Source organism: Arthrobacter sp. TJ-265 (genome assembly GCF_058269135.1).
Genome location: NZ_JBZCND010000001.1, coordinates 987,635 through 1,006,675, shown reverse-complemented (window position 1 = coordinate 1,006,675; position 19,041 = coordinate 987,635). Strand labels below are relative to the sequence as shown.

Below are 19,041 nucleotides of genomic sequence, written 5' to 3'. Positions count from 1 at the left end.
CGGGATCAGGACGTCCGCAGGTGCTTGTTCACCGCGTCCGGGACGAAGGGCGTGACGTCCCCGCCGAGTGACGCCACCTCCTTCAGGAGGGTCGAGGAGACGTGCGCGAACTCGGTGTCCGTCGGCAGGAACACGGTGTCGATATCCGCCAAGTGACGGTTCATGGTGGCCATGGGGAGCTCGTAGTCGAAGTCGAGGCCGGACCGCAGCCCCTTCACGAGGGCGCCGGCCCCGTGCTCCCGGCAGAAGTCCGCGAGCAGGCCCTCACCCATCGGGAGCACCGTCACCCCGGGCAGGTGCGCCAGGCTCTCCGCGCAGAAGGCCATGCGCTGTTCGAGGGCGAAGCGGTACGTCTTCGCGTAGTTCGTCGAGACCGCGACGATCACCTCGTCGAACAGCCGCGCGGCACGGCTGATGACCTCGAGGTGGCCATTGTGGAGGGGGTCGAAGGATCCGGGGCAGACGGCGCGGCTCATCCCCCCACGGTACCCAGTCCCGGGTTCCTCGGCGGACCGGGCGGGCCCCCGGCGGTGGGAGCGGTGATACTGGTGGGATGACGACAGACGCTCAGACTCCTTCCCCGCGGGGTATCGGCGGGGCGCCGTGGATGCGGGCGGCGCGCGGCGCGAACCTGCTCGGCGACGACGGCCGGCTCGGCATCACCATCTTCGAGGAGGTCACGGCCCTCGCCCAGCAGCATGACGCGGTCAACCTCGGCCAGGGCTTCCCGGACGAGGACGGTCCGCGGGAGATCCTGGACGCGGCGCGGGCCGCCATCGCCGGCGGGGCCAACCAGTACGCACCGGGCCAGGGGCTCGCGGTGCTGCGCGACGCGATCGCCGCACACCAGGAGCGCTTCTACGGCCTCACGGTGGACCCCCGGACCGAGGTGATCGTCAGCACGGGTGCCACCGAGTCCATCGCCGCCGCGATCCTCGCGTTCGCCGGCCCCGGGGACGAGGTGCTGACCTTCGAACCGTTCTACGACTCCTACGGCGCCGTGATCGGCCTCTCCGGCGCGACACACACCACGGCCCCGCTGCGCGCGCCCGACTTCCAGCCCGACGCCGCGAGCCTCGAGGCGGCGTTCAGCGAGCGCACGAGGATCGTCGTCGTCAACAATCCCCACAACCCGACGGGCAGCGTCTTCACCCGCCCCGCCCTGGAGCTGATCGTGCGGCTGGCGGAGCGCTACGACGCGATCATCGTGACCGACGAGGTGTACGAGCACCTCACCTTCGGTGTGGAGCACGTGCCGATCGCGTCCCTGCCCGGGGCGGCCGGACGCACCCTGAGCATCTCCTCCGCCGGCAAGACGTTCTCCGTGACGGGCTGGAAGATCGGCTGGCTCAGCGGTCCGGCCGAGCTCGTGGCCCAGGTGCGCACCGTCAAGACCTTCCTCACCTACACCTCGGGCACGCCGTTCCAGGGCGCGGTCGCGCAGGGCCTGGCGCTGCCCGACGCGTTCTTCGCCTCGATCGCGGGCACCCTGCGGAAGAAGCGCGATCTGCTGGGCGAGGGCCTCCGCGCGGCCGGCTTCGACGTGTTCGAGCCGGAGGGCACCTTCTTCACCATGGTGGACGCCGCACCGCTGGGCATCGAGGACGCCACGGACCTCGCGCGCCGCCTGCCCGCCCTGATCGGCGTCGCGGCGATCCCCGTGGCGATGTTCTGCCACCCCGAGGGCGCCGGGCAGACCCGGTCCCTGCTCCGCTTCGCGTTCTGCAAGAAGTTCGAGGTCATCGAGGAGGGCGCACGGCGCCTGGCGACCCTGCGGGAGCGGGTGTGAGCAGCGGGTCGGCACCGGAGCACGCAGAGGGGGACGGGGAATTCGAGGTGCCCACCCGCTGGCTTCCCGGGACAAGCGCGTACGCGGAGATCGACGAGGACGCCTACATCGAGGGCGCCCTGATCCTCAGCATCGGCGGCGCGCAGCAGTCCCATGTGGACATGCTGCATCCCGGCCGGGTCTTCTACGAGTACCTGCAGCGCATCGCCAACGTCATCGACCTCGCGGCACCCCCGGGTGCTCCCCTGCGGGTCCTGCACCTCGGCGCCGGGGCCCTGACCCTCGTCCGCTACGTCCACGCCACCCGGCCCGGCTCCCGGCAGGTGGCCGTGGACCTGGAGGCCGAGCTGATCGACTTCGTCCTCGAGGCGATGCCGCTGCCGGAGGGCACGTCCTGCGAGATCGTCGTCGGAGACGCCGCAGACGCGGTGCTCGAGCAGCCCGACGCGGCCTTCGACGTCGTCGTGCTGGACATCTTCGCCGGAGCGGACGCGCCCGCCCACCTGACCGGCCCGGACTTCGCGGCGCATCTGCTGCGGGTGTCCGCCGAGGACGGCGTGGTGCTGGTGAATGTCGGCGACGACCCCCCGCTCGCCTTCGCCCGCGCCCAGAGCCGCCAGCTCTCCTCCCTCGCGCCGGCCACCGCGGTCCTCACGGAGGCCGCCATGGTGGGCGGCGAGCAGGCGGGGAACGTCGTCGTGGCCGCCCGCCGCGCGGCGTGGCCGGCCTCCTGGACCCGGGCGCTGCGTGCCGCCGGACCCCATCCCGCGGCCGTCCTGGTGGGCCCGGACCTCGCGCATTTCGAGCAGCTTCCAACCTAGCTCGCCACGGGAGGACGGGGCTGTCAAGGGGAATTCCGCGCTGCACCGTCCCGGCGTTCCTCGTAGCCTGAAGAGGCTGAAGCAGTTTGGCTCGGACCCTTCCCGTCCCTGGGAGACCTGGCCATGAGCCACAAACTGCGCATCACCATCCACCTCGACCTCGAGCTCCGCCTGGCGCACATGGAGATCCATGGGTGCCTCACGGAGGAGAACCACCGGGCACTCCTGCCGGTCGTCAGGCGCTGCTTCCGCATCCTGCAGGAGCCCTGCGTCGTGATCGATACGAGCAAGGCCCAGCACATCGACACCGAGGGCATCGACGCGCTCCGCCGCCTGGGCGTCGGCCGGGCCGACCAGGCTGCCTTCGACTTCCCCGGGTCCTGCTCCCTGGTGGTACCGGACGACCTCCCGGTATGCCCCGCCCGTGCCCCCCGGTTCCACGGCAGCCACCGATACGCGTCATGACCGGCGGCCCGTCGGCGCCTTCCCGCAAGGCCCATCCGCAGGCCGCGCCCGCACGAAGCACCCGAACAAGGGTGGCGCGGACGACGGCGGTACGCTGGTCGGGAAGGTGGGCGTTCCAGGAGCGCCGGTAGCTCCACCGATGATTCGAAGCACTGCATGACGGGGAGGAGACGCGCATGGCCGACGGCGGCCTCCCCTATCTCCGGGCCATCACCCTCGTCTCGCTCATCCTGTCGGTGTCCGCGGCATCCCACGTCGTCGCCGCCGGGCACCTGCCGCACCTCGGGGTGATCCTGCTGCTCGGCGCGCTCCTCCTGGTCCCGGTGATGCTGCTCACCCGGCGTGCGCTCTCCTTCCGTGCGGCGCTGCTCGCCATGGGCGCCGGGCAGCTGCTCCTGCACACCCTCTTCGGCATGACGGCCGCGCCCGCCGTCTGCCGGAGCTCCTCCGCGATGCCCGGCCACCACGCGGCCTTCGAGCTCGCCTGCTCGCCGGCCGTGCAGGACCAGCTGGGCGCCGCCTCCGGGGGCCTCGCGATGCTGCTGCTGCACGCACTCGCCACGGTGATCCTGGCCGTCGCGGTGTCCCGCAGCGACCACGCCCTCGAGCTCCTCCGCGCATGGCTCCGTCCGCTGTTCGTCCGCCCGGCGCTCGCCCCGCCGGCTCCGGCGCGCCGCCGCCCCGTCCAGGACGTCCCGGCGCCCGTCGCCCCGCTGTCGGTGCATGCCTCGGTGCCGACGCTGCGCGGGCCGCCGCGCACCTCCGCGCTGCCGATCTGACCCGGACGTCCTGCGGACCCCCGGGCGACGGCGGCGCGTCCTGCGCACCACCCTCCCCAGATCCTCGCCGCTCCCCGTCTCCCCGCCGCGGGCCGGAGCGCACCCCCGAAAGGCAGTCCCATGACCTCCTCCCATGCATCCCGCGCCCTCACCACCGGCGCCGTCGCCCTCGCCACCGCCGGCCTGATGACCGTCGGCCTCGGCGCCGCGGCCGCCCACGTCAGCGTCGCACCCACGTCCACCACGGAGGACGGCTACGCGCAGCTCACCTTCAGCGTCCCCAACGAATCCGAGACCGCCGGCACGAACAAGCTCGAGGTGCAGCTTCCCACCGAGCAGCCCTTCACCTCGGTGCGGGTCAAGCCGGTCGAGGGCTGGACGGCCGAGGTGGTCACCGGCGCCCTGCCGGAGCCCGTCACCACCGCCGACGGCGCCACCCTGAGCGAGGCGCCCCTGTCCGTCGTGTGGACGGCGGACGCCGGCGCCGAGATCTCCCAGCAGGAGTACCAGACGTTCTCGATCTCCGTGGGCCGCCTCCCGGAGGCAGGCTCCACCGTACTGCTGCCGACCACGCAGTCCTACACGGACGGCGAGGTCTCGGAGTGGACCCAGGAGACCGTCGAGGGCGAGGAGGAGCCCGAGAAGCCCGCACCGTCCTTCGTGACCACCGCCGCTGCCGAGGGCGAGGACGCGCACGGCTCCCACGGAACGGCTGACAGCGAGGCGACCGACGAGGCCGTCGACACCGAGCAGGCGGGGTCGACCACCGATGCCGCGGCCGGCACCGACACCGGCTCGACGTCGGCGGTCGGCTGGGCCGGACTGGTCGCCGGTCTGCTCGGGCTCGCCGCGGGCGTGACGGCGCTGGTCAGGACGAGGCGCCGGGCCTAGTCCCCGCAGCTCGGGCCGGGCTCCGACCCCAAGGGTGATCGGAGCCCGGCCCCAGCCGGGTCCGCACGTCAGTCGACGGCGGGCTCCAGGAACCAGAGGCGCGTCTCGCCGTACTTCTTGTCCGCGAACCGTTCGAGCCATACGGGCCAGTCCGGTTCCGGAGAGCGCGACGACCGCTCGACGACGACCACGGCACCCTCGGCCAGCCGCGACTCCAGGGCGCCCAGGACCGCGAGCACGCCGTCCGCCATGACCGTGTACGGCGGATCCATCAGGACGAGGTCCCACGTCACGTCCGGCGCCACGCGTTCGAGGTACGTCTCCACCTTGGACCGGTGCACGCGCACCGCAGTCCAGCCCAGCACCCTGTTCACGAGGTCGGCGTTCTTCTGCGCGACGGCGGCGGCGCGGTCGGCGGATTCGACGAGGTCCACGGTGGCCGCGCCGCGGCTCGCGCTCTCGACCCCGAGGGAGCCCGAGCCGGCGTAGAGGTCCAGCACGTGCGCACCGTGCACCACCCCGTAGGACTCGAGGCTCGAGAAGAGGGCTTCCTTCACGCGGTCCGTCGTGGGCCGGGTGCCGTTCCCCTCGACGCTGGTGAGGGTCGAGCCGCCCGCGGCTCCGGCGATGATACGGGTCATGCCGTCGACTCTATCGCCCGTCCGGCACGCGCAGGTCCTACAGCGGGTAGATGCTTGCGTCCTCATGGCGGAACCTCAGGAACAGCCGGCTGCCGGGCACGATCCCGAGGGCGACGACGTCGGACGGGGCCACGTCCGCCGCCATGCCGCCGGCATGCAGGCGGACGAGGTCGCCACGGTGCTCGACGTCGTCGACCTCCGCTGCGATGCAGGCCGTTCCCGGCGCGGTCGCGGCGCTGTGGGACACGGTGACCCGGCCCGGCCGGACGGCGAGCGCGAGGGACGCCCCCTCCGGCGCCGTGTCGGCGAACGGGACGATCCACCCCTCCCCCGACCGGAAGCCCTTCGCGGTCCGGAGTCCCGTCACGAGGTTCAGGCCGGCCAGGTGCGCGCCGAAGGAGGTGACGGGCCGCGTCAGGACGGCTGCGGTGGCCCCGGACTCCACCACCCTGCCGCCGTCGAGGATGAGCACGCGGTCGGCGAGGAGGAAGGCGTCGAGGGGGTCGTGCGTCACGATGATCGCCGAGCGGTCCACCAGGACATCCCGCAGGAGGGTCCGGATGGCCGGGGCCACGGTGACGTCGAGGGCGGACAGCGGTTCGTCCAGGAGAAGCAGCGACGGGTCCGCTGCGAGCGCGCGGGCGACGGCGACGCGCTGCGCCTGCCCGCCCGAGAGCCGGCCGGGCCGCCTTCCCGCGAGATCCGCGGCGCCGACGCGGTCCAGCCAGGACAGGGCTGTCGCGCGGGCGGCGGTCCGGTCCACGCCGCGGCTCCGAGGGCCGAACGCGACGTTCTCCAGCGCGGTGAGGTGCGGGAACAGCAGCGCCTCCTGCGCGAGCAGGGATACACCGCGGTGGCGAGGTTCCACGAGCGTGCGCCGGTCGGCGCCGACGTCGAAGAGGACGGTCCCGTCCAGCTCCGCCCGCCCTGTGGACGGTGCGAGCAGACCGGCGAGCAGGGTGAGCAGCGTGGACTTCCCGGCACCGTTGGGCCCCAGGACGGCGAGGATCTCCCCCGGGGCGAGCTCGAAGGCCACGTCGAAGCCGCGCTCGGCCAGGGTCGCGGTGAAGGTGAGGCTCATGCGCGGGCCGCCTCCCGGGACGGCGCCCGCGGCGGTGCGAGGTCGCCGAGGGGCCGGACACGGTGGGCCACACCGACGACGGCGATGGCCACCAGCACGAGGATGAAGGAGAGGGCGACGGCGGCGCCCGGGTCGGTCTCCCGCTGGAGGTACACCTCGAGCGGGAGCGTCCTCGTGGTGCCCTGGAGGCTGCCGGCGAAGGTCAGCGTGGCACCGAACTCCCCGAGGGCCCGCGCGAAGGAGAGCACCGCCCCGGACACGAGCGCCGGCAGCACCAGGGGCAGGGTGATACGCCGCAGCACGGTCCAGCGTCCGGCGCCGAGGGTGGCGCCCACGGCCTCGTACCGGGTGCCGACCGTCCGCAGGGCGCCCTCGAGGCTGAGCACCAGGAACGGCAGCGCGACGAAGGCCTGCGACAGGACGACGGCGGTGGTCGTGAAGGCGATCTCGATGCCCAGGGCGCTGAGGCTGCTCCCGAGCAGCCCCCGCCGCCCGAACGTGTAGAGCAGCGCGAGGCCCCCGACCACGGGGGGCAGGACCAGCGGCAGCAGCACGAGGGACCGGAGCAACCGCTGGCCACGGAACGAGGTCCGGGCGAGGACGAGCGCCATGGGAACGCCGAACAGGACGCAGAGCGCCGTCGCGGTGAGGGAGGTCCGCAGGCTCAGCAGCAGGGCCGCCGCCGCGCTCTCCGACGTGATAAGAGGGACGAAGTCCGGCCAGTCGACCCGCAGGGCCATCGCGACGACGGGCAGGACCACGAACAGGCTGCCGAGAACGGCGACCGCGACCACCCAGCGGGGCAGGCGTGCGGCGTTCAGGGGTGCTGCCTCAGGGCGCACCGAAGCCCGCCGCCCCGAGGACGGACTGCCCGAACGGACCGGACGCGAACTCCAGGAACTCCCGCGCGGTCCCGGCGTCACCGCTGCCGGCGAGGGCCGCGATCGGATAGGTGGTGGGCGCGCCGGCGGCTTCCGGGACGTCGATGCCGCGCACGGCGTCGCCCGCCGCCCGCACGTCGGTCCTATAGACCAGGCCGGCGTCCGCCTCGCCGGAGGTGACCTTCCCCAGCACATCCGTCACGGAGGATTCCTCGCTGACGGGCGTCAGGTCCACGCCGGCGGCCTCCTCGAGCTTCGCGGCCGCCGCCCCGCAGGGCACCTGCCGCGCGCAGACCACCGTCTTGACGCCGGGCTTCGCAGCGTCGACGAGGGAGGTGATCCCCGCCGGGTTGTCCGGCGGCACCGCGAGCTGGAGCGTGTTGGTGGCGATTTCCACGGGGTCGCCGTCGAGCAGGGCTCCGACCTTCACCATGGTCCTGGCGTCGGCGGAGGCGAAGACGTCGGCCGGTGCGCCCTCGCTGATCTGGGTGGCGAGATCGGACGAGCCCGCGAAGTTCAGGGTGACCTCGGCCCCCGGGTAGGCCTCCTCGAACTGCCCGGCCAGTTCCGTGAAGGGGTCCGTGAGCGAGGCGGCGGCGAACACGGTGATGCTGCCGTCGACCGCGTCACCGCCCGCGGCGGCGTCGGGGTCCGCGGTGCCGCACGCGGTCAGGGCGAGCACGACGGCGGCCCCGGCGAGAGCGGCGGTCCGGCGGAGGGCAGGCATCAGGTACACCCCGGTCACGCCTTGCCCGCCGGGGTCTCGATGATGACCGTGGTGGCCTTGACGACGGCGATGGCGATGGAGCCCTTCTCCAGGCCGAGGTCCCGCACGGCCTCGCTGCTCATGAGGGACACCACGCGGTGCTGACCGCACTGGAGTTCCACCTGGGCCATGACGGTGTCCGTAATGATGTCCGTGACGATTCCGACCAAGCGGTTGCGTGCGGACCGGCCGATGTCCGAGGGGTCCCCGGGGAGCACGGCATTGCGGCGCGCGAGCCCGGCAAGCTCCAGGGCGTCCACTACGGCCCGTCCCGAGGCGTCCTTCGTGCTGCCGAGGAGGCCGCCGTCGATCCAGCGGCGCACGGTGTCGTCGCTGACCGCGAGGAAGCGGGCGGCATCTCCGATCCGTATCTGCGTCATGGAAGAGAGATTACCTCCTCAGACGCGGGGGGCAGGTCAGCCCTTCTCGAGGAACGCTTCCTTCTCGGGGTTCAGGTACAGCTCGATCGCCAGCGCCAGGCCGGGGGAATCGTGCAGGTCAGGATCCTCGGCGACGATCTCCTGTGCATCGGTGCGTGCCTTCTCGATGACCTTGCCGTGCTGGGTGATCTTCAGGAAGCGCAGCGCCGAGCGCCCGCCGGACTGCGACGCCCCGAGGATGTCCCCTTCACGCCGGAGTTCGAGGTCCTTCTGGGAGAGCTCGAAGCCGTCCGTGGTGGACGCGACGGCCGCCAGCCGCTCCCGGCTCGGGTGCTCCGGTTCCAGCTTCGTGACGAGCAGGCAGGTTCCCGCGTGCCCGCCCCGGCCGATGCGCCCGCGCAGCTGGTGGAGCTGGGAGATCCCGAAGCGGTCCGCGTCCATGATGACCATGAGCGTCGCGTTGGGGACGTCGACGCCCACCTCGATCACCGTGGTGGCGATCAGCAGCTGCACGGTGCCGTCCGCGAAGCGCGTCATGACGTCCGCCTTGTCCTGCGGGTCCATCCGCCCATGGAGCATGCCGCTCGTGACGCCCTGCAGCTGCGGGATCCCGGCCAGGGATTCGAAGAGCGCGACGACGCTGGTGAGCTCCTGCGCTCCCCCGGCCTTCCGGTCCGCGGCCGGCTCCCCGTAGAGCGCCTCGGGGGCGTCGTCGTCGACCCTGCCGTTGTCGCCGATCTTCGGGCACACCACGTAGACCTGCCGCCCGGCGTCGATCTCCTCCCGGGCGCGCGCCCAGATGCGGTCGATCCACGCCGGGTGCTCCGTGAGCCCCACCTCGTGCGTCGTGATCGGCGACCGACCGGCCGGCAGCTCGGAGAGCGTGGAGGTCTCGAGGTCGCCGAAGACCGTCATGGCGACGGTCCGCGGGATCGGCGTCGCGGTCATGACCAGCACGTGCGGGGAGGTGCGGGCCTTGGTCCGCAGGGAGTCCCGCTGTTCCACGCCGAAGCGGTGCTGCTCGTCGACGACGATCAGGCCCAGGTCGAAGAACTGCACGTTCTCGGACAGCAGCGCGTGGGTGCCGATGACGATCCCGGCCTCCCCCGAGGCGGCGTCGAGCAGGGACCTCTTCCGCTGCGCCGTGGACATGGACCCGGTGAGCAGCACCACGCGCGTGCCGTCCATGGCCCCGCCGAGCATGCCGCCCTCGGCCAGCGGCCCGAGCGTCCGGGTGATCGACTGCAGATGCTGGGCGGCGAGCACCTCGGTGGGCGCGAGCAGCGCCGCCTGTCCCCCGGCGTCGATGACCTGCAGCATGGCGCGCAGGGCCACGAGGGTCTTGCCCGAGCCCACCTCACCCTGCAGCAGCCGGTTCATGGGGTGGCTCCGCGCGAGGTCCTCCGCGAGGGTCCGGCCCACGTCGTGCTGTCCCTGCGTCAGGGTGAAGGGCAGCCTCGCGTCGAACTGGTCGAGCAGTCCGCCCGCCTGGGGCGGGCGCGCCGTCGCCTCCTCCCGGGCGGCGAGCGCACGACGGCGGGCGAGGGCCGCCTGCAGGACGAACGCCTCCTGGTAGCGGAGTCGGTGCTGGGCCCGGTAGGCGTCCTCGATCTGCGGCGGCCGGTGCACGAGTTCGTAGGCGGTGGCGAGGCTCATGAGCTTGTCGCGGCGGGCGATCGACGCCGGGATGGGGTCGTCGAGGTCGGAGAGCCGCAGGGTGTCGAGGACCACGCCCACGGCCTTGGCGATCTGCTCGCTGCTGAGCTTCTCGACCGCCGGGTAGACCGGGATGGGGCGTTTGGCGCGGGCGGGATCGTCGTCGCCCTCGTCCAGCAGGGAGTAGCGCGGGTTGGTGAGCGAGAGCCGGCCGCGGTAGATCGTGACCTTGCCCGAGAACATGGCCCGCACACCGGGCTTGAGCTCCCGGGCTGCGGTGAAGCCGTTGAAGAAGGTGAGGTTCATGCCGCCGAGGCTGCCGTCGGCGTCGTCGGTGATGACCACCTCCAGGAGCGTCCCCTTGCGCGTGTGCATGCGCCGCGAGTTGGCGGACTGCACGCGGGCGATCAGGGTGACCTCCTCGTCCACGGGGACCTCCGCGATGGGCGTCAGTTCGCCGCGCTTGAGGTAGGTGCGCGGGAAGTGGTTGAGCAGCTCCCCCACGGTGGTGATGCCGAAGTACTTCTCCAGGTGCTTCGCCACCGGGCCGAGGCGTTTCCCGAGCGATGCGTCGAGCTCGGACGCGCTCGCCTGCCGTTCCGTGCCGGTCACGGGCCGCACCGTGTCAGGACTCACCGGCCTCGACTCCGACGGGCGGGACGGCGAGCTGAGTCACCGTGATGTTGACCGGCGTTCCCGCCTCGTGGATGAGGGCCAGCGCGGGTGCCGCGTCCGGGACGTGCACGTGGACGCGCCAGCGGTAGCCCTCCTCGACCTCCGTGACGGCGCTCATGATCACCGAGTCGCCGATCTCGTCGAGGTGGAGGCGCAGGGTGGCGGCGTCCAGGGGGCTGAGGTTGATAGTGCACATGACCTCGACGCCATCGGCGTCCCCGCCCCGGTGGATGTGCGGCGCCTGGATGTCGTAGCCGTGCAGGCCGTCGAGGAGTTCGTCCTGCAGCTCCTCGCCGAGCGCTGCGGCGCGGAGCGCGTCGAGGATGAGGAGGAAGCCCACGCCGCCGGCGTCGACCACCTTCGCCTCGGTCAGCGCGCCGAGCTGGCTCTCCGTGTCCACCACGGCCCGCAGCGCGGACTGCACGGAGGCCCGGAGGGTGACAGTGAGGGCGTGGTTGCTGTCGTCGCCGGCGTGCCCGGAGGCGGTCTCGGCCGCCCCGCGCGCGCTCGCCTCGAGGACCGAGAGCATGGTGCCCGGCACGGGGTCGCTGAGCGCGGACCAGCTCCGGATCTCCGCACGGTGCAGCGCTGACGCGAGCGACGAGCTGGTGAGTCGCGTGGTGCCGTGCAGCGGTTCGGCGAGCGCGGAGAGGAAGACGGCGAAGAGGGTGCCGGAGTTCCCGAGCGCCTCCTCCATGGCGGCGCGGCCCGCGATGCTCAGCAGTTCGCCGAGGTCGACGGCGTCGGTGGCGTGCGCGGCGCGTGCGGCGGTGCGGACGGTGCAGTACAGGTTGGTGCCGGTGTCGCCGTCTGCCACCGGGAAGATGTTGATCGCGTTCAGGCGGTCGCTGTGGTTCCCGAGGGATTCTTCGGCCTTGCTCAACCAACGCTTCATCGCGAGCGCGTTCGCGGTGACCTTAGTGTGCAAAGTGATCCCATCCCCTGAGAGCTGCGGCCTGCGACGCCAGTGTCACGAGCGGCTCGCCCGGCACTATCGAGCCTACCGCAGTGAACCCGGCCGGCAGCAGGACCCCCGGCGGAAACGTGGCGAGGAGTCCGTGGTCCTCGCCCCCGCCGAGCACCCACTCCATCGGATCGATGCCCAGCAGCGCCGCGGTCTCCTCCAGCGGGCCTGCGTACTGCTGGAGCGCTGCCGGGTCGAGATCGAGCCCCACGCCGCTCGCCGTCGCGATGCGTCCGGCATCGCGCATGAGCCCGTCGGAGACGTCCAGCATGGCGGACGCGCCGGCGACGGCGGCGGCGGGACCGGCGGCCAGGGGTGGTCGTGGCCGCAGCTGGGCTGCGACGAGCTCCTCGCCCGATACACCGAGATCCTGGAGCGGGCGGCCGTCCTCGAGGAGGGCGAGGCCGGCGGCGGCGCGGCCGAGGTTGCCGGCGACCGCGACGGTGTCCCCCGCTTCCGCACCCGAGCGCAGGACGGGCTCCCGGCCCTCGAGCGTCCCGGTGACCGCGGCGGTGATGACGAGCTGCGCCCCGGCCCCGAGGTCGCCGCCGACGACGCCGCACCCCGTTGCGCCGAGCTCACGAATCGCCGCGGTCAGGCCGTCGGCGAGCGCCTCGACCCACTCCACGGGAGTGGTGGGCGGGAGGGTGAGGCTGACGACGAGCGACGTTGCACGGCCCCCCATCGCGTTGATGTCGCTGAGGTTCTGGGCGGCACACTTCCAGCCGACGTCGTAGCCGGTAGTGCAGTGGCCGCTGGGTCGCAGGAGCCGGAAATCGTGGTCCTCGACGAGCGTGTCGATGCTGATCACGGTCCTGCCGTCGGGGGCGGCGAGGAGCGCGGCGTCGTCACCGGGGCCGAGGAGGACGGCGTCCGGGACGGGGAGGCGGGGGAAGATGCGGGCGAGGAGCTCGCCCTCACTCAGGCCACCGACGACGGCTCCGTCCGCCGCGCCCCCGGGGGTGGCAGGTCGCGGGACGGGACCAGGCGTCGCCCCCGGGTCACGCCGTCGCCAGTGCGGCCACATAGGCGCTCAACCGATCCGCCGCTGGCTCAGGCGCGAACCCTGTGGCCTTCAGCTTGGTGAGGTCGAGTGTGCTCTGCAGCGGGCGTGGTGCGGCCTGCTTGCCGGCGAAGTAGTCCTCGGTGCTCACGCCCGTGACGTCCCCCCGGTCCCTGCCGCACAGGGCGTAGACGTCGGCCGCGATGTCCGCCCAGCTCTGCGGCTGTCCGTCGTTGCTGACGTTGTAGGTGCCGTACGGCGCGCCCACCTCCAGCAGGTGCAGGATGGCGGCTGTGATGTCCTCTGTGAAGGTCAGGCGTCCCACCTGGTCATTGACCACATTAGGCTTGATGTCCCGTCCGGCGAGGTCCGCCATCGTGCGGACGAAGTTGCCGCCGTCGCCGATCACCCAACTGGTGCGCATGATGTAGTGCCGGGGCGCCGTCGCCACGATCGCATCACCGGCGGCCTTTGTCTGCCCGTACACCCCGAGCGGGGTGAAGGGTTCCTCCTCCGTGTGGGGGTCCCGGGTGCCGTCGAAGACGTAGTCGCTGGAGATGTGGACGAGGGTCAGGCGGTACGTGCTCGCCACGCGGGCCAGTGCCGCGACCGCGGTCACGTTGACAGCCCACGCAGCGGCGCGGCCCTCCGGGGTCTCCGCGGCGTCGACGGCTGTGTACGCAGCGGCGTTGATGACCGTCCCGTACGCCGCCCACGGGCGGGCGGCGTCGAGGTCGCCCATCAGGTCGAGCTCGCCCCGGGAGGCGAATTCGATTGACGGGTGGTCGGCGAGGGCGGCGCGCAGGGCCCTACCGAGCTGGCCGTCCGCCCCGACGACGAGCGTCTTCCGCGGCGCGAGGGGCGTGACGTCGGCCAGGCGCGGGTGGTTCCGGTCCTTGTCCGAGAGTTCGGCGTCGGCCAGCGGGATGGGCCAGGGAATCGCCGCCGTCTCGTCCGCGAGGTTGAGGAACACGTACTGGTCCTGGGCGTCGGCGGACCAGTGGTCGTTGACGAGGTACGTGTACGCGGTGCCGTCCTCGAGCGTCTGGAAGGCGTTACCCACGCCGCGCGGGATGAAGATGGCCGTCGAGGGATCGAGTTCGGCCATGAACACGGCACCGAAGGACGGCCCCTCGCGCAGGTCCACCCAGGCGCCGAAGACGCACCCGGTGGCCACGGAGATGAACTTGTCCCACGGCTCGGCGTGGATGCCGCGCGTGGTCCCGGCGGTCTCGTTGAAGGAGATGTTGTTCTGGACGGGGCCGAAGTCGGCGAGTCCCGCGGCGGTCATCTTCGCCTGCTGCCAGTTCTCCTTGAACCAGCCCCGGTTGTCACCGTGCACGGGGAGATCGAACAGGAGGACGCCGGGGATGGGCGTCTCACGGGCGGCGAGCGGCTTGGAGAAGGTCGGTCCCATGGCGCTACTGCCCCTGCTCGGCGTACTTGGTCTCGGTGGCGGACTTCTGCGGTCGCCACCAGTCCTCGTTGTCGCGGTACCACGCGATGGTCTCGCGCAGGCCCTCCTCGAAGTGGTCGAACTCCGGCGTCCAGCCGAGTTCGCTGCGCAGCCTGGTGGAGTCTATCGCGTAGCGCATGTCGTGTCCCACCCGGTCCACCACGTGATCGTAGGCGTCCGCCGGCCGGCCCATCTCGGTGAGGATGAGTTCGACGACGTCCTTGTTGTTGCGCTCCCCGTCCGCGCCGATGAGGTAGGTCTGCCCGATCTCGCCCTGGCCGAGGATGGTCCACACCGCCGAGGAGTGGTCGTCCGCGTGGATCCAGTCGCGGACGTTCAGTCCCTCGCCGTAGAGCTTGGGCCGCACGCCGTCGATCACGTTGGTGATCTGACGGGGGATGAACTTCTCGACGTGCTGGTAGGGCCCGTAGTTGTTGGAGCAGTTGCTGATGGTCGCCTGCACGCCGAAGGAGCGGACCCACGCGCGCACGAGGAGGTCGGACCCGGCCTTCGTCGAGGAGTAGGGGCTCGACGGGTTGTAGGGCGTGCTCTCGGTGAAGCGCCCGGGGTCGTCCAGCTCGAGGTCGCCGTAGACCTCGTCAGTGCTGATGTGGTGGAACCGGGCACCGTACCGGCGGGCTGCCTCGAGCAGCGTGTAGGTGCCGATGATGTTGGTGTCGAGGAACGGCCGGGGATCGTGCAGCGAGTTGTCGTTGTGCGATTCCGCGGCGTAGTGGACGACGGCGTCCGCACGCTCCGTCAGGGGGTCGACGACGGCGGCGTCGGCGATGTCGCCGACGACCAGCTCGACGCGGTCGGCCGGCAGGCCCTGAAGCGAGGCGGCGTTGCCCGCGTAGGTCATCTTGTCGAGGACGGTGACGGAGACATCCGTGTGCTCCATCAGGTAGTGCACGAAATTGGACCCGATAAAGCCGGCGCCGCCGGTCACCAATAAATTCTTCACGTCCTGCACTTTACCGGTCGACCGCGCCCACGCCGGGCTCGGCGCCGTCCGGGGCGTGCCGCCGCCCACCCGGACGGCGGCACCTCCGGATCCGTGCTACCGGATCAGTGCCGGCGACGGCGGACGGCGAGGACCGCGACCACGGCGAGCGCGGCGGCGAGGAGGCCCGCGCTGATCCAGGCGATCGGCGCCGGCGAAGCGGCACGCTCCTCCTCGGCGACGGCGGCCGGCGTGGTGGTGCTCGCGGTCGGCGTCGCGGACCGGGTGGCGCGCGACGTGGCGGTCTCCGGCGTCGGGGCACTGCCGACCACGGCGGGCGAGGCCGTGGGCGCGGGTGGGGCCGCCGTGACGGGAGTGGTTGCCGTCGCCGTCGGTGCGGGCGCGGCGGAGGGGGATGCCGTCGCCGACGGCACGCCCGGGGCTGGCGTCGGAGCCGGGACCGGTGCCTCGTCTCCGATCGCGACGACCTCGCGGGTCTCCGCGTCGTAGCGGAAGTTCGTGTAGATGAGGGTGTCAGCGAACACGAGATTGCCGGTTCCGGGCTCGATGAGGTGGCCGGTCCCCGGATGGACGAGGAACCCTGTCCAGGCGTTGATGGCGAAGCCCGTGGCCGGGTCCGTCCCCGAGACGGCGAACGGGTCGATGATGGGCGGGGCCGGTTCGCCGAAGGTCGCATCGGGCCGGAGCTGCTCGACCACGCGCGGCTGCTGCTGGCCGACAACCGCGGGGCGGACGGACGAGGGCTCCGATTCGACGGCCAGTGCGGCCACCGGGGCGAGCACCGCAGCAGAGAGGAGGACGGCAACCGTGCCGGTCATGGTCCTGAGGGCGGTAGCGGTCGGGGGGAAGCGGTGGTGCGTGGTCATTCGTCCTCGGCTCGGGATCTCGCACGCACGGGTTGGGGGCAACGCCGGGTGCGCGGGGGGAACCAGCAGCCTGAGACTGGCTGCCGGCTCCTGCATCCTACTGGCGGCCGCTCCTGCCGCCCTGCTTCCGGCGCGGCCCGCCGCCATCGTGTCGTGCCCGCATTCGACTTGTTCCCGCCGCAGCGTCGCAGGACCACCGATTAGGCTGGCATCATGCCTGCCCTCCCCCGCGCCCTGACCTCCCTACTGCCTGCCATGGCCCTCATGGCAGGGTTGACCGGGTGCTCGTCAGTGGTGGACGTGGACCCGGCCGGGGACGCCGCGAACGCCCGGTGCGCCGACGTCATGATCGCGCTGCCGCCCACCGTCGCCGAGAACGAACAGCGCGACACGAACAGCCAGGCCACCTCTGCCTGGGGTGACCCGTCCCGCGTGGTGCTGCGGTGCGGCGTGGACGTTCCGGGGCCCACCACCGATCCCTGCGTCACCGTGAACGACGTCGACTGGGTGGTTCGCGAAGGGGACCCGGCGTGGACGGCCACCACCTACGGGCGCGACCCGGCGGTCGAGGTCCTGTTCGATCCCGACGAGGTGGCGTCGAGCACCGTCCTCGTGGAGCTCGGCGACGCCGTATCGCGGGTCGACCCGACGCGCGCCTGCGTCGGGCTGTCCGACGCCACCCCCGCACCGACCGACGGCTGACGCACCCCAGCCCCGAATCAACCGACTGCCAGGAGGCACCGTGAAAGCCGAGCAAATCTCCGACGTCTGCACGTTCCACGGAGAGGGCCCGTACTGGGACCCGCGTCGAGGCGAGCTCCTTCTCGTCGACATGCTGGAGGGCGACGTCCTGGTCCGCCACGAGGACGGGACCTTCGACCGGCACGACGTCCACCCGCGGCTGGCCGGCGTTCTCCGCGGACGCGCCTCCGGTGGCTACGTGATCGGTGTGGAGCGCGGCTTCGTGTTCGCCGATGACTCCTTCTCGAGCATCGAGCAGGGTCCCGACGCCTTCACCGACAGCGCGGTCCGCATGAACGACGGCGGCTGCGACACCGCCGGCCGCTTCCTGTGCGGGTCCATGGGTTGGGAGGGCGGCTTCGGCGCGGGGACCCTCTTCTCGCTCGACGCCGACCGCACGGTCTCCACGCTCCTGACCGGTCTGACTGTGTCCAACGGACTGCACTTCTCCCCCTCGGGGGATACCGCGTTCCTCAGCGACACCCCGACGGGCCGCATCGACGCGCTAGCGTACGACGTCGGCGCCGGCCGCTTCACCGACCGGCGCACCTTCGCCGTCGTCGAGCCCGCCCTGGGCATGCCGGACGGCATGGCGATCGACGCCGAAGGGGGCATCTGGACGGCTCTGTACGGGGGTAGCGCGATCGCCAGGTACGACGCCTCCGGCCGGCTCGCCGAGCACATCCCGCTGCCGGTCACCAACGTGACGGCGTGCGCGTTCGGCGGGGAGGACCTCTCAACACTGTTCATCACGACCACGCAGGAGAACATCCCCGAGGGCTCGGAGCCGCAGGCCGGCGCCTTGTTCGCCGTCGAGCCCGGCGTCACCGGCGCTCCCCTGCCGATGTTCCGCGGGTGACCACTGCCCCCCCCGCGGTCGTCGGACCCGGACGGAGCCCGGTCACGGGGTCAGAGGATGGGTTGGCCGCCGGTCACGGCGATGCGGGCGCCAGAGACGTAGCTGGCCTCGTCGGAGGCGAGCATCACGTACACCGGGGCGAGCTCTGCAGGCTGACCCGCGCGCTGCATGGGCACCTGCTGGCCGAAGGTCTCGACCTGATCCTCGGGCATGGTGGCCGGGATGAGCGGTGTCCAGATGGGGCCCGGGGCGACCGAGTTGGCGCGGATCCCCCGCTCGGCAAGGAGCTGGGCCATGGCTGCCGTCATATTGGCGATGCCCGCCTTCGTCGCCGAGTAGGGCATCAGCGTAGGCACCGGGTTATCGGAGTTGATGGAACTCGAGCCGATGATCGAACCACCCGGCCTCATGTGCGGCAGGACCGCCTTCGTGAGGTGGAAGAACGCGCTGAGGTTGGTGGCGAGCGTATAGTCCCACTCCTCGTCCGAAATCTCCTCGATGGTCTCATGCGACATCTGGTAGGCGGCGTTGCTGACGAGGACGTCCACCCTGCCGAACTCCTGCACCGCCGTGTCGATCACGGCGCGGCACGTCGCCGGGTCGGAAAGGTCTCCCGGGAAGAGGACCGCCTTCCGGCCGGCCTCCTCGACCCAGCGCGCAGTCTCGCGGGCGTCGTCGTCCTCGTTGAGGTAGCTGATCAGAACATCCGCGCCCTCGCGCGCGTAGGCGATGGCGACGGCACGGCCGATCCCGCTGTCCGCGCCGGTGATGACGGCCTTCTTGCCGGTCAGGCGCCCCGAGCCCCGGTAGGTCTGCTCCCCGTGGTCCGGCGTCGGGTCCATAGCCTCGGTGGTCCCTGGTGTTTCCTGCTGCTGCGCTGGCTGCGTCACTGTTCCTCCTGGTGTCTGCGGGCGATCCCGTGCGTGCGGTCCTTGCTCCCCTACCGTAAGCACCCTTACTAAACCGGGGAAGCAAACATCCGATGCAGCTGTCCGTTGCGGACGGGCCAGGCGGGCCGGTGGACGTGATCGTCGCGCACACTCCCCGAGGATGTCAGAGACACTAAGTAGACTGATGGTTCACGCTGTTCACGACGAAAGGGAACTCACATGGCAGACACACTGGGAAGTCCGGAATCCGAGCCCGAGGGCGGCTTCGAGCGCGATCCCTCCGACTGGGTCACCGGCGACGAGCCGATGACGGCGGCACAGCGAAGCTACCTCGACACGCTGGCGCGCGAAGCGGGCGAGGAGATCCCCGCCGACATCAACAAGGCCGAGGCCTCCGAGCACATCGACCGGTTGCAGGGCAAGAGCAAGAGGCTCAGCGACTCCTGACCCGACGTGGTCCCGCTCCTCGGGTC

The 19,041-nt window shown here is 71.8% G+C and carries 21 protein-coding genes; 8 read left to right on the top strand and 13 right to left on the bottom strand.

Annotated features, from left to right (window positions below):
• Positions 1-5 precede the first annotated feature (5 nt).
• A complete protein-coding gene (gene coaD, locus AC4D2E_RS04815) occupies positions 6-476 on the bottom strand; it encodes a pantetheine-phosphate adenylyltransferase (protein WP_490951821.1) in 471 nt (156 codons plus the stop codon).
• A 77-nt stretch (positions 477-553) separates the two neighbouring features.
• Between coaD and AC4D2E_RS04810 the strand changes: the two genes are divergently transcribed.
• The 5 genes from AC4D2E_RS04810 to AC4D2E_RS04790 all read left to right on the top strand — a co-directional run bounded on the left by AC4D2E_RS04810 (position 554) and on the right by AC4D2E_RS04790 (position 4,745).
• The gene (locus AC4D2E_RS04810) at positions 554-1,789 is read left to right on the top strand and encodes an aminotransferase class I/II-fold pyridoxal phosphate-dependent enzyme (RefSeq protein WP_490951820.1); all 1,236 of its coding nucleotides are present in this window, start codon (positions 554-556) and stop codon (positions 1,787-1,789) included.
• Positions 1,786-2,610: a spermidine synthase gene (locus tag AC4D2E_RS04805; RefSeq protein WP_490951819.1), complete on the top strand. Its 825-nt coding sequence runs from the start codon at positions 1,786-1,788 to the stop codon at positions 2,608-2,610. Before AC4D2E_RS04810 ends, AC4D2E_RS04805 begins: the two co-directional genes overlap by 4 nt.
• A 123-nt stretch (positions 2,611-2,733) precedes the next feature.
• Entirely contained in the window at positions 2,734-3,075 is a 342-nt protein-coding gene (locus AC4D2E_RS04800; RefSeq protein ID WP_490909519.1) for a hypothetical protein, read from the top strand.
• A 176-nt stretch (positions 3,076-3,251) separates the two neighbouring features.
• Positions 3,252-3,854: a hypothetical protein gene (locus AC4D2E_RS04795; protein ID WP_490951818.1), complete on the top strand. Its 603-nt coding sequence runs from the start codon at positions 3,252-3,254 to the stop codon at positions 3,852-3,854.
• Positions 3,855-3,974: 120 nt separating this feature from the next.
• Positions 3,975-4,745 (top strand): YcnI family copper-binding membrane protein, encoded by a 771-nt coding sequence (locus AC4D2E_RS04790; RefSeq protein WP_490951817.1) that lies wholly within the window; start codon positions 3,975-3,977, stop codon positions 4,743-4,745.
• A 68-nt stretch (positions 4,746-4,813) separates the two neighbouring features.
• Here the strand turns inward: AC4D2E_RS04790 and rsmD are convergent, their stop codons facing one another.
• From rsmD to AC4D2E_RS04735, 11 genes are all read right to left on the bottom strand, one after another.
• Entirely contained in the window at positions 4,814-5,386 is a 573-nt protein-coding gene (gene rsmD / locus AC4D2E_RS04785) for a 16S rRNA (guanine(966)-N(2))-methyltransferase RsmD (protein WP_104165430.1), read from the bottom strand.
• A gap of 37 nt (positions 5,387-5,423) precedes the next feature.
• A complete protein-coding gene (locus tag AC4D2E_RS04780; protein ID WP_490951816.1) occupies positions 5,424-6,467 on the bottom strand; it encodes a sulfate/molybdate ABC transporter ATP-binding protein in 1,044 nt (347 codons plus the stop codon).
• Positions 6,464-7,309, bottom strand: a complete 846-nt coding sequence (locus AC4D2E_RS04775; RefSeq protein WP_490951815.1) for an ABC transporter permease — start codon at positions 7,307-7,309, stop codon at positions 6,464-6,466. The genes AC4D2E_RS04780 and AC4D2E_RS04775 overlap by 4 nt, the downstream gene beginning before the upstream one ends.
• Complete coding sequence (gene modA, locus AC4D2E_RS04770; RefSeq protein ID WP_490951814.1) at positions 7,299-8,075, bottom strand: molybdate ABC transporter substrate-binding protein; 777 nt, start codon at positions 8,073-8,075, stop codon at positions 7,299-7,301. Before modA ends, AC4D2E_RS04775 begins: the two co-directional genes overlap by 11 nt.
• A gap of 14 nt (positions 8,076-8,089) precedes the next feature.
• A complete protein-coding gene (locus AC4D2E_RS04765) occupies positions 8,090-8,494 on the bottom strand; it encodes a TOBE domain-containing protein (protein WP_490951813.1) in 405 nt (134 codons plus the stop codon).
• 36 nt (positions 8,495-8,530) lie between these two features.
• Positions 8,531-10,762 (bottom strand): ATP-dependent DNA helicase RecG, encoded by a 2,232-nt coding sequence (locus tag AC4D2E_RS04760; protein ID WP_490951812.1) that lies wholly within the window; start codon positions 10,760-10,762, stop codon positions 8,531-8,533.
• A 13-nt stretch (positions 10,763-10,775) separates the two neighbouring features.
• Positions 10,776-11,720, bottom strand: coding sequence for a DAK2 domain-containing protein (locus AC4D2E_RS04755; protein ID WP_104165437.1), 945 nt, complete (start codon positions 11,718-11,720; stop codon positions 10,776-10,778).
• A 22-nt stretch (positions 11,721-11,742) separates the two neighbouring features.
• Positions 11,743-12,816, bottom strand: coding sequence for a thiamine-phosphate kinase (locus AC4D2E_RS04750; protein WP_490951811.1), 1,074 nt, complete (start codon positions 12,814-12,816; stop codon positions 11,743-11,745).
• A complete protein-coding gene (locus tag AC4D2E_RS04745; protein WP_490951810.1) occupies positions 12,791-14,209 on the bottom strand; it encodes a sugar nucleotide-binding protein in 1,419 nt (472 codons plus the stop codon). The genes AC4D2E_RS04750 and AC4D2E_RS04745 overlap by 26 nt, the downstream gene beginning before the upstream one ends.
• Before the next feature lie 4 nt (positions 14,210-14,213).
• Entirely contained in the window at positions 14,214-15,212 is a 999-nt protein-coding gene (gene rfbB / locus AC4D2E_RS04740; protein WP_490951809.1) for a dTDP-glucose 4,6-dehydratase, read from the bottom strand.
• Positions 15,213-15,316: 104 nt separating this feature from the next.
• Complete coding sequence (locus AC4D2E_RS04735; protein ID WP_490951808.1) at positions 15,317-16,078, bottom strand: hypothetical protein; 762 nt, start codon at positions 16,076-16,078, stop codon at positions 15,317-15,319.
• Between the two features lie 213 nt (positions 16,079-16,291).
• On the opposite strand from AC4D2E_RS04735, the gene AC4D2E_RS04730 reads away from it, so the two are divergent.
• Both AC4D2E_RS04730 and AC4D2E_RS04725 read left to right on the top strand, forming a co-directional pair.
• The gene (locus AC4D2E_RS04730; RefSeq protein WP_490909529.1) at positions 16,292-16,780 is read left to right on the top strand and encodes a DUF3515 domain-containing protein; all 489 of its coding nucleotides are present in this window, start codon (positions 16,292-16,294) and stop codon (positions 16,778-16,780) included.
• A 40-nt stretch (positions 16,781-16,820) separates the two neighbouring features.
• Positions 16,821-17,678, top strand: a complete 858-nt coding sequence (locus tag AC4D2E_RS04725) for an SMP-30/gluconolactonase/LRE family protein (protein WP_490951807.1) — start codon at positions 16,821-16,823, stop codon at positions 17,676-17,678.
• 50 nt (positions 17,679-17,728) lie between these two features.
• Here the strand turns inward: AC4D2E_RS04725 and AC4D2E_RS04720 are convergent, their stop codons facing one another.
• The gene (locus AC4D2E_RS04720) at positions 17,729-18,568 is read right to left on the bottom strand and encodes an SDR family oxidoreductase (RefSeq protein WP_490951806.1); all 840 of its coding nucleotides are present in this window, start codon (positions 18,566-18,568) and stop codon (positions 17,729-17,731) included.
• 219 nt (positions 18,569-18,787) lie between these two features.
• Between AC4D2E_RS04720 and AC4D2E_RS04715 the strand changes: the two genes are divergently transcribed.
• On the top strand, positions 18,788-19,015 hold the full coding sequence (locus AC4D2E_RS04715; protein ID WP_490951805.1) for a DUF3072 domain-containing protein: 228 nt from the start codon (positions 18,788-18,790) through the stop codon (positions 19,013-19,015).
• Positions 19,016-19,041 lie beyond the last annotated feature (26 nt).